Here is an 8599-nt window from a genome sequence, read left to right as displayed (position 1 = left end):
CTGCAATTGAATCTGTTCGAACGGCGAGCGTTGTTGCCACTGCTGCGCGGCGATCCACCAGACACCCATCACACCATCAACCGCGCACAACTCGCCCTGCTGTGAAAAATTGTGAGACAGCAGTGAGTCAACTCCAACCCTTTCAGTACTCATGTTTTGAATAGAGACTTCGTCTTACGAGTCTGGGCAGACGAGCGCTGTAGCACGGATGATCTGTATTGGATGCGTACAGGGTAGTCCCTCTTCGCTGCTGACTTCTTTATAATCGATCTTCCACTCTCTGAATCGGATGCCCGTCGTCCGAAGGCGGCCAAAATACACCTTAACTGGTCCATCCGCACGTGCAAGCTCGTGCATTTGAGAATTCAGCTTGTAGGTTATTTTTATGTTGCGATACAGATAACTCGCACCGACCATAGCAACGTTTAGCATCAGTGCAATCACCACGATGCTACCGATAACATTTGCTAGCCTTGCACGCACGCTCACCAATAACAAGGCAACAATTATCGGTATGAAATACAGTTGTGGCGCGTAGCGTGCCCGCCATCCTTGATCGTGGATTAGGGCCGAGGTGAAAATGCACGCACTGATGATGCACAGAACTATCAGTTCAATTCTCCGTTTAGGAGGCGATCGTACTAGGATCGAGACCAAGCCAATCATTGACAGCGTCAACGCACCGCTGAACAGCGGTCCAAGACCACCAATGTCTAAATTTGGCATAGAGGCCTTTTTTATTTCGCGAACACTCGTTATTGTTAACGGTAATTTTAACTCGGCATTCTCGCGGCTGTCGGATGGGATCCCGAAGATCGAGTAATAGAGTCTTTCCAACCTATTCATATCCGTCAAGTTTGGCGGCGTGAATATAGGGAGCGCCGTAATATCTATACGGCCTTCGCCAAAGATCGGATAGAGCGGATGGCCTTTTTGCAACGTATTGGTAACGTAGGGGTTGTAGCCGACCACAAGCAGTCCCACTGCAAGACAAATAACGCTCACCCCGATTACTTGCTTAAGTTCCTTAATCTCACCCATCAGGATTGCAGCGACAAGGAAACCGAAACCGATAAACAGAAAATAGGGTACACCGGTGAATTTCGTGTTCACCACCATCAAGATGACGCAGCCCAGCGAGGCGAGAGTCAATGTGTCTGCTGCGATCAACATGGCTGTCAGACTCGCCAGCAGGCAGACTAACAATGATGAAAGCTGGCCATCGACGTAAAAATTTAGACTTTGAGTGACGCTGACAGGGTCCAACGCAAACAACAGACCAAAGATGAACGCCCCCAGGCCACGGATCTGCCTGATACGGAGCAATACGGATACAGACAGACAGAATGATGCGAAGATCAAAAGCAGATTGAATGCCTTCGCATGTTCAATCCGCCCCACGAGCTTGTAAAGCGCGGCCTGTGTGACATGCGGCTGTCTGGGGTAATGGTTTATCCAGGTCTCACGCCAGACGGTACGCCAACCCTCTCCGGGTAGCCGCACCCGTTTGTAAATGGGATTCCAACCGTCGGCTAGCTCTATTACCGTCTGCTGATGATAACCCTGGCCGTCGTAGCTGTAGTCATAAAAATGGGCCGTGATCAGTATGCTGATAATGCACAGCAGGCCAAAAATTAATGAAAGTGCCGCTGCGAATTTGGTGTCATGAATCTTAGGACTGGGGCGGTAGAAGAATGGGGTTACGGTCGTGAGGATGAATGCCGCGGGTACATGATAGGGGGTGATCTCAACTCCCAAAAAAAACAGGATCGTTGCCAGGAGCAGAATCAGCGTAATGAATTCGAACGATAGAAACCTTTTTGATTAGCTTTCCATCTGGTGAGACCACGGCGAGGCTATCGTCGAGGCGCGGTAGTTCTAATTGTTCGTATCCTTTGATACGTTTGTATCGCATTTCGTGAGTAAGCGCGTAAATCGTTCCATCGTCGGCCACATTCAGATGGTGATGTGTATTATCGATGTACTTCCAGATTACCTTTGAATTCTTGTCTATTTTTACCAAACAACATCCTATAGGTGTGTGGCCATGGTCTATAACCAGAGCGAGCAAATCGCCATTCGGATACACATGGGCATACTCCCAGGCGACTTTGGCAGGCCTCGGCTTCTTTTCCGGATCTTCCCAATTCTCGGGAATCGTAAGCTTCCACTCGTGTACGACTTTCCCGTCCATCGAAATCAGCACGGCCTTTTGGGCATTGCCAGAAGTATACAAGGTCAACCCGTTGTACGCCTTCGATGGTTCATAGACGGTCACACCGCGCTGCTCAGTCCTCGCGGGTTGCCAGAAAGAGCCTCCTGGTAACCAGAAAGAGGCCTGGGTCTCAGCATTTTCATCCTGCAAGTACCGCTCGTAGGCTGCGACGATTCTTACATACGACTTATCGAGATACTCATACGGAAAAACCTTCGTCAACACGACGAAAGCGCCGCCCAAAAACAATCCGAAGGCAATGCCGATGATCAGTAAGGGCTTATAGAGTCGATTCATCTTCGAGCCCCAAGAGCGGGGCCGAGCGCATGTTGACGTAACATGATTTACTCTGCACGTTTTACTTGTGCGTTTGCCTTCAGCGATTTTCTTAATTGCGGCCATCGCCGCAGAGCGCAGATGCGCTCAGGACGGTGGACAACGATACGGTTGTGTCCAAACGATAACGGTTTATCAACTCCTGCACAAGGCTAAGTCTTTTCTTTTCCAACATGGCATGAGGCTGAGCGTGGGTGTGTGTTTCCAACCGCGCTGTCTGATGACTCTCTCCAGCTCTTCGTTCAGACTCATACCTCGACTGGAATTAACTGCGCTAGCGGCGGCTCCCTCGACACGGAGTCGAAGGAATTGGCGGTGATGCCTATCAACTCGTTGCGCGGACCACGCGCGGTGATGATCGTAACTCCGGTGGTAGCGCATCCCGCAATTCGCGCACATCCATAGTGGGCTTGAATGGAATCACCTCATCGGAATATCGAGCGTTGATCAGCTGCGCACTTTCGCTGCACACTCAGGCGATGCGCGTACCCTCCGCCTCAGCGAGCAGGCGTTGCGCGAGGTCGCGCTTACCCTTGGCATCGAGCTTTTTCAGCTCGTTGTGGAGCACCCGCGCGTTTAGCGACTGGTTCCAATAGTCGAGCGACTGCGGCCCTAGCAGCGCCATCTTGCCGAGGAACTGGCGCAGGACCTCATTGGTCGGCGCCATCACCCAGCCCGCCTTGCCGTCGCGCAGGTACCGCTCGATACCGATGGCCGGCCTGTAACCGGTGCCGCCGCAAGCGTGCAGCATCTTGTCGGCGACGTGGGCGACGTTCTTGGCGGCGATGAACTTCACCTGCCACATCCAGTGCAGGAACTGCGTGCGCGGCAGCGCCTTCAGATCTTTGTGCAGCGACCAATCACAACCGTTGGTCGCGTCGTCAAGCGCCTTGGTCATCTGGGACACGAGCGCCCGCGAGGCGTTGGTGTTCATGATCGCCTCGCCGACATAGTCCTGAATAGTCGGGTAATCGCATACGTGCATACCGACGTCGACGTGGGTCTTGCGCGTGGTGTGATTCTTGGCGATGTCGATAAGACCCATGGAGATGCCATTCCAGCAAGCCGACGAGCACAGCAGAAAGAACGGGGCCACACACTCGTCGTTGGACCTGGCGCCGTCACCTACGTGACCGACGAGACGGTTCTTCGGCACCTCCACATTGTCGACCTCCATGGGCCCGGACTGATTGCCGCGCAGACCGAGACCGTCCCAGCTGGCCGGGTCAGACTTAACCTCGTTACCCAGGATGAGGAAACACGACAGGTTGGAGTAGTCACCGTTGAAATCGGGGCTGGTGGTCTGGACGATGTACCAATCGGCAAAGCCGCCGGAAGTAGTCCACGAGGCCTTTTTGCGCACACGCCAGCCCTTGGCGGTCTGCTCGGCCCCGGATACGCTCGGATACCATAAGTGCGACCCCGTCTCCGGATCCGAGTACGACAGCGTGCCAATGAGGCAGTCCTTATCCAGCCCCTGGATAATCTCCTTGATGGTGTCGTTGTCATGGTGCCTGAACATCGCCGCCGCCACGGCACCGAGATGCATGGTGTAGCACGTCGCGGTGCTCGCGCAGCCGTAGCGCGCAATTGTCTCCACCACCATTGCCGCGCAGGTATGATCTTCGCCCATGCCGCCAAGCTCTTTCGGCACGTTTAGACCGAGCAGCCCCAGTTCCGCCATCGCCTCGAAGTTCTTACGCGGAAACAGCAACTTCTTGTCGCTCTCCACCGCACTGGGCCGAAGGGTCGTGCGGCACAGATTGATCAGCTCATTCTGCAAATCCGTCTGCGCCGGCGTCAGCAGCCACTGCGGATCGAATTCGTAGCCGAGCCCCCAAAAAGGTTCTCTGCCCCATCTCTTGGTTTCGCTCATTGCTGCGCTCCCGCGCGCGTATGGGTAATCAAACGCTCCGTTTCATCGAACGGAAAAGTAGTGCTGGCTAAGCGGGTTGTCAAACCCCATGCCAGCAGGATGCGCCGCCTTTCGCGATTCGTCTCTTACACCAGCGGCGATTGGGCGCGAACATCGCCCCGCTTGCTAGAAGCATCAATTGCCAGCGTTTTCCCGCGCTGCCGTTTCCGACCCGTTGATCGCCTCTAGAAAGTCCAGCGCCAGCTTTTCAGGCGCTATCCGTACAATTCCTTGCGATAGTACCGGAATTAGCTTCCGCTCCTTACCACCTCGTACCGAATTGACGTACTCCCAAACGATTTCGCCGTTTGCCGTTACCTCAATGATACGTCCGCCGTCCGACTCAGTGATGAGCGTGTTGCCATTGGGCAATCTCTCCTGGCCCGATCTGATGGGACTCGCCAAAAGGCGCGCCCCGTCGCCGGCGTAATTCCAGATGATTTTCGAGGTTCTCGGATTGAATTCTACTACCCGAGAACTCCCGCCGGGCTCGTAGTTGCCCCAGTTGTCGAATAGCAGAATGTTTCCGTTCGGCAGCATATCCGCATCGTGCGGCCGGTGCCATGAGCCCTGGGCAGCCCAGACGATCTCCTCCGTCTCGAGGTCGAGAATGCCGACCGCGTCGATCTCCCTCATCGATAGCAGCACCTGACCCGCCTTGGCGAATGGGAGTTTCGAGGCCGTCGCCCGATCGATGACCTCGATGGAGTTGGTGTGCAGAAAGTCGGCTTCGATATTCCAGGCGAGCCCCCATTGCAGCATGCGGGCGTAAGGCGACCGCAACAGGGCATCCATAATCGATACCTTCTTGAGCAGTTTACCATCTGGCGAGAGCACAACGACCGAATCGTCGATGCGCGGCGGGGCTAGATGCCGGTATCGTTTGCGTTCAATTTCGCTATTTCGAATGTCATTGGTAAGCACGTAAATCTTGCTATCTTTGGCGACATCCAGGTGATGGTGCACATTATCGAAGTACTTCCAGATCACCTTTGAATTCTTGTCCATCTTCACCAGGCCGTAGCCCCAGGGCGTATCCCCCATACCGACATACAGAACGAGCAGATCGCCGTTCGGGTATAGGTGAGGGTACTCCCAGAATACATATGGATCGGGTCGCGGCTGACGATCGGGATTCTCCCAGACCGCTGCTATAGGCAGATTCCACTCGTGCGCGATCTTGCCCTCCATTGTGATCAGAAAAGCCTTCTGCGCATGGCTGGAACTGTATAAAGTGAAGCCATCGTACGTCCGGGCCGGTTTGTAGATGGTAACGCCGCGCTCATCCGTCCTTGCCGGCCTCCACAGGTTGGTCTGGTAAGGCGATTTGTAATCGGTCTTCTGCTTGTAAAGCGCGATCAACGCCCGCCGCGCATCATCAAGATAGTCATACGGAAAGACCTCTGCCAGGACGACCACGGCGCCGCCTACGAACGCTAATACGACGATGGCGATGATCCCCAGCAAGTTAAAAATTTTGTTCAACGTCGCTCCTTACGAGCCTGGCCGCAGGCTTCTGAAATACGGGTTCAAGGATCCACGCGCCCGTTGCGCGTGCTCGGTCGCGGACGTTAGCCTGGTCAGTCCTTCGCCACACGGTAGCCGATGAAAAAAAATGCATACTCAAGTTTTTCCACACGCAGTACGGATGGCCAAAGAAGCACCGGTATTTGCTATTGCTCGCCGGCACTCGCCTGCGTCGGCGGTTTCGGCTGGTTAATGAACCCTAAAAACTCCGGATCCAGCGACTCACGCGCTATCCGCGCCGAACCTAGCCAGAGGGAGACGGTCCGCTGACCCCGGTTCCCGACCCTCACCGGGGTGATATACTCCCACACGATCTCGCCGCCGCGAGTCACCTCAAGCAGGCGACCGCCGTCGGACTCGGTGATGAGTGTGTTGCCATTGGGCAGTCTTTGTTGGCCGGATCGAACAGCGCTTTCGAACCGGTGGTTTGCATCGCCGGCGTAGCTCCAGACGATTTCTTGGGTGACCGGGTCTACCTCGATGACCCTTGAGCCTCCGCCGGGCCCGTAATGGCCTCTATTATCAAACAGTAAAATGTGGCCGTTTGGCAGGATGTCCGCATCATGCTGCCTTTGCCATGACCCTTGCGTAGCCCAGACGATCTCCTCCTTTTCAAGATCCATAACCGCGATCGTGTCGATCTCCCGCATCGATAACAGTACTTGGCCCTCTTTGGCGAATGGGAGCTGCGCGGCCGCGGCGCGATCTATAAACTCAATCGAATTGGTATGCAGAAAGTCGTGTTGAGAGTTCCAGGAGGTGGATCGAAGCATGCGTCCGTAGGGCGAGCGCGCCAGCGCGTCAACAATGGACACCTTGTTGATCTGCTCCCCATCAGGCGAGAGCACGACGACATAATCGTCTAGCCGCGGTAGCTCTATTTGGGCATATCTCTTGAACCGCTTATGTCGTCCTTCGTGGTACAGCGTGTAAACGGTCCCGTCGTCCGTGACATCCAAATGGTGATGCACATAAGCCAGATACGTCCAGATTATGTTCGAGTTCCTGTCGATCTTTACCAGGGCTTTGCCGGCGTATTGGAGGAGCAAATCGCCGTTGGGATACAGGTGGGCGTAGTCCAAGAAGAAGAAGTCGCCGGGCCGAGCATCTTCCCAGATCCCACGTCTGGCGAATACCCACTCATGCGCGACTTTGCCATCCATCGAAAGCAGGCGGAGCTTTGTCGTGTTTAGCAGGTCGACCGAGACGAGGGTCAAACCGTGGTAGGCCTCGGATGGTTTGTAGACCGTCACGCCGCGCCGATCGGTTCTCGCGGGCCTCCAGATTTCCGTGAATCCCTCTAGTTCTTTATCCTGGAAGCGCCTTTGATAGGCGCCGGTTACTCGCTCGTATGTATAGTCATACGCTTGATCGAGCAGTGCGTACGGAAAGCTCTTCGTCATAACGACCAAGGCGCCGCCTAGAAAGGCCAGAAAGGCGAGTGCGATGATCAGTAACAAGTTAAGGATTTTGTCCAACATGGTCCCCTACAGTTGCGGTCGCAGGTTTCTCCTAAGGCACGTCTGAATAATTCAGTGACAGGAGATTTTGTTGATCGTTGTCATCGAATCGATCGTGGCGGACGCTCTTATCAGTGTCATTCACGCTGTCGTGGAAGTCATCGGTGGGTTAGCGACGGGTATTATCCATAGGCCGTGCGCCACTATACGGCGTCTGGCCATGAACAGATTGACCAACGCGCGGGCGACAAACAGCCGCTGCGCGTTCATGTTCAATCCGCGATAGCGCACTTTGGTGAATATCCGAACACCCGCTTGATGACGCTGTACCATGCACCTGGCCGTTCCGAAGCTTTGAGCAGGCAGCGCGTGCCGATTGCAAAATGTCCTCCTTCCTAGCTATACGATAGCGGTAGCCTCAGAGCTTCGCGCTGGTCGGATGAACTTCCAGATATAGGCGCCCCGGCGCCAACTTCACGCGTTTCCCTTGCCCTTTGGCGTTACGAATTCTTGTATCGGTCAGTGCCATTGGTGTGGGTATAGGTCGTTCGGTACCCCAAGCTGCCCGCAATCTTTCCTGCGTGCAGGATGCCGATGTTATTGAGTCTTGCATTAGTGCTTAACAGAGATGTCATGCTGAATCCTTCGGCGAAGCTCAGGATAAACTCCGTGAAGCATCTGCTTTTTTACGTGGCAAAACGGCAGATTCTTCGGCCGGAGTTTATTCTGGAGCAAAGCGAAGGGCCTCAGGATGACAGATCGCTGAGTGTAAACCATTTTTGCAAGCGTCAATAATTGTCGATCATCAAGAGCATACAGCATTGTTAAACAAATCGCCTGGCAAAGCGAGGCACGGGCACGGAAGCCGGGGCGCACATCGCGACATATTTTGACGCAGTCCCGAGTGATACTGATCTCCCAAACTGCCAAGGAGAACAGCATGCCGCGCCACCCTAGTACCCCGAGCTACTATTCTGCTGGTGACGTTCCCGCGCTCGTCCGGCTGTGGCTGCTGCGGTTGCTGATGCCGCTGGGCTGTCACCGCGAGTTCATCGGGCAGCACGGTTTTCAGGACGACAACCTGGCGGAGATCGTCGGGCTGGGCGCATGGGTGGATTCGTCGTCCCGCGACTATGACTCGAAGCT

At 54.7% G+C, this 8599-nt stretch carries 7 protein-coding genes; 1 reads left to right on the top strand and 6 read right to left on the bottom strand.

Annotated features, from left to right (window positions below; all coding sequences use genetic code 11):
* Positions 1 to 174: 174 nt before the first annotated feature.
* The 6 genes from H0V34_02120 to H0V34_02095 form a co-directional block, all read right to left on the bottom strand.
* Entirely contained in the window at positions 175 to 1758 is a 1584-nt protein-coding gene (locus H0V34_02120; protein ID MBA2490533.1) for a hypothetical protein, read from the bottom strand.
* Positions 1748 to 2512, bottom strand: a complete 765-nt coding sequence (locus H0V34_02115; protein ID MBA2490532.1) for a hypothetical protein — start codon at positions 2510 to 2512, stop codon at positions 1748 to 1750. The genes H0V34_02120 and H0V34_02115 overlap by 11 nt, the downstream gene beginning before the upstream one ends.
* 287 nt (positions 2513 to 2799) lie before the next feature.
* Positions 2800 to 2967, bottom strand: a complete 168-nt coding sequence (locus H0V34_02110) for a flavin reductase family protein (GenBank protein ID MBA2490531.1) — start codon at positions 2965 to 2967, stop codon at positions 2800 to 2802.
* Between the two features lie 56 nt (positions 2968 to 3023).
* The gene (locus H0V34_02105; GenBank protein ID MBA2490530.1) at positions 3024 to 4427 is read right to left on the bottom strand and encodes an acyl-CoA/acyl-ACP dehydrogenase; all 1404 of its coding nucleotides are present in this window, start codon (positions 4425 to 4427) and stop codon (positions 3024 to 3026) included.
* A gap of 174 nt (positions 4428 to 4601) precedes the next feature.
* Positions 4602 to 5951: a hypothetical protein gene (locus H0V34_02100; protein MBA2490529.1), complete on the bottom strand. Its 1350-nt coding sequence runs from the start codon at positions 5949 to 5951 to the stop codon at positions 4602 to 4604.
* A gap of 188 nt (positions 5952 to 6139) precedes the next feature.
* Positions 6140 to 7474, bottom strand: a complete 1335-nt coding sequence (locus tag H0V34_02095; GenBank protein ID MBA2490528.1) for an aryl-sulfate sulfotransferase — start codon at positions 7472 to 7474, stop codon at positions 6140 to 6142.
* A 919-nt stretch (positions 7475 to 8393) separates the two neighbouring features.
* Here H0V34_02095 and H0V34_02090 point away from each other — a divergent pair.
* Positions 8394 to 8599: hypothetical protein (locus tag H0V34_02090; protein ID MBA2490527.1), on the top strand; the 206-nt coding region annotated here is incomplete at its 3' end.

The sequence above is a fragment of the Gammaproteobacteria bacterium genome (assembly GCA_013696315.1).
In the GTDB taxonomy this organism is placed as follows: domain Bacteria; phylum Pseudomonadota; class Gammaproteobacteria; order JACCYU01; family JACCYU01; genus JACCYU01.
This window is presented reverse-complemented; position numbering and strand designations above follow the sequence as displayed.